General features: G+C 48.9%; 2 protein-coding genes. Both read left to right on the top strand.

Annotated elements, in window-relative coordinates:
* Positions 1-1,172, top strand: a 1,172-nt coding sequence (locus tag VIP81_RS29385; RefSeq protein WP_331970175.1) for a hypothetical protein, incomplete at its 5' end; no start/stop codon positions are given.
* 10 nt (positions 1,173-1,182) lie between these two features.
* On the top strand, positions 1,183-2,033 hold an 851-nt coding region (locus VIP81_RS29390), incomplete at its 3' end, for a hypothetical protein (protein ID WP_331970178.1).

Consider the following 2,033-nt stretch of genomic DNA (forward strand, 5'->3'; position numbering starts at 1 on the left):
ACCCGGAATGGGAGGCGTTTAAAGCAGACGATCAAAACGCTTATATCACAGCATTGAAACAACTGACAGCTGGCAGTGACACCGATCAGCAGCTTTATCATAACCGCCTGCTGGATCATATGCTGGCGCGTTTTGGGGAACAGTTCACCGACTATGCGCTTCAGTTATACCGCATTGAAATGCCGCTTTCTGATGGCGATGCATGGGCGATTGATGAAGGACTGTCAGAAAGTATTGCCGATAAACAACGCTTCCTGCAGCAGGTGCCTGCATTGGGTGCTAAACGGGGCAGCGGATTTGTATATCAGTTTGATAAAGATGAATTCCGCTACTGGAAAACAGATAACGTGGAAGGCGTACGTAAAAGAGTATGCGCGATCCTTGGTATGCCCGATGCTACCCGGCATACCATTACCTGTGAACCGGTATTTGAGGTGGGCGTAGGAGATACCGATAACCTGGGAAATACCGGCGCTGAAACAGAGTACGTGTTTTATATCCGGCCGCAAGGAGCCGGGGGCATGCGTTTGCTGGTGAGCGTAGAAAAATTCAGAAGCTTTGACCAGGCGAAAAAAGCAAGACTCGATTTTCTGAACCGCGCCGGTGATAGCAGTTCCTATGATATGGTAGATGAAAATGTGGTAGGTTTCTGGTTAAATGTACCAGCTGCATTACGCACTGCTAAAAATGCGCTGATGCTGGAACCTACGCCGGGCAGGGATGGAGCAGCCAAACGATTGGAATATATCAGAGGACTGGCCTCCGGGAATTGTAACGACGATAGTTTTCATTTGCTCGAACATATTCTTTTGCGGCCGCGTAATAACACTTTTACTCAGCTGTTGACACCCATGATTTGTTGTCCGGAAGATGTCAGGCTGTTGGACCCCTACTCATTCTGGATCACCATTGTGTTGCCGGACTGGCCAGATCGTTTTCAGGATAGCGACCGGCTGGAAGTGTTTATGCAAACACTTCGCCGCGAAATGCCCGCCCATCTTTCTGTGCGGTATGTGCTGTTAAGCAGAACAGACATGCTGGCATTTGAAGCCGCCTACAACGAATGGATAAAACGGCTTTGCACTAAACTGCAGCCCGGTCTTGCCGAAGCCAATGATGTCCTGGTGGCACTGATGAATAGCTGGAAGGAAAATCAGATTCATTATTTCTAATACCCCATTCATGAAAGAACATATTGATACCTGTTTTGCCGGCAACGGCGTGGTTTGCGGTCTGGAAGTACACGTAAATAACGATTGCTCTATTGACGTGTCGGAAGGCACGGTGATACTGCCGGATGGGACGATCTTACATACCCCGGAGAAGAAGTTTCGCTATTACATAAAGCCGCTGCCCGGCGGTAATGATAATGAGGAGACGACCAACGCTAACAGCCAAAAGGTGAGTCAGTTTATGCTCGCTTACCTGAAACTGGATAAGCTGGACCCCAAACATATGGAGTTCCTGCAGCTGGCGCCCGACGATGCCACACCCGATACCATCGATTCCCTGAAACAACAGCATCCGGACGATATTCCTGAACGGAATCTGAACAGGGATAAGATCATCCTGCTATTGGCACTTCCCGGTAATGAAGAAACAGGCCCTGATCTATACTGGGTACTGGTTACCCGCAACGCTATGGCCAGAGCAGCAGGCATAGAAGCCCCGAAAGATGATGATGATCAGTCGCTTTTTTCCAGCGCATTTTCTCCCGATGATATCGATATTGCGGCGGTAGACCGCTTTCTGCGCCCCGTATTGCAATTGCCGTTGTTAACCATTCCCCGCTTTGGCTACCGCAAACTGGCTATTGTAAATCCGGCCATAGGGTTACAGGATAATAACCTGCAACCACCTTTCCAGGCAGTGAGTACCTACGGTCATATCTTCTTCGAATATAAAGCCATCATCGATGACTATATGACTGAATTCCGCGATGCCTTGAAATTATTGCACGATCTTTTTGCCCCGCTGCTTTCCCATAAAGGCCCGGCTACGCTGGAGTTGTACCGGAAAATTCTGGTCCTTAA

Source organism: Chitinophaga sp. (assembly GCF_036566945.1).
Taxonomy (GTDB): Bacteria; Bacteroidota; Bacteroidia; order Chitinophagales; family Chitinophagaceae; genus Chitinophaga.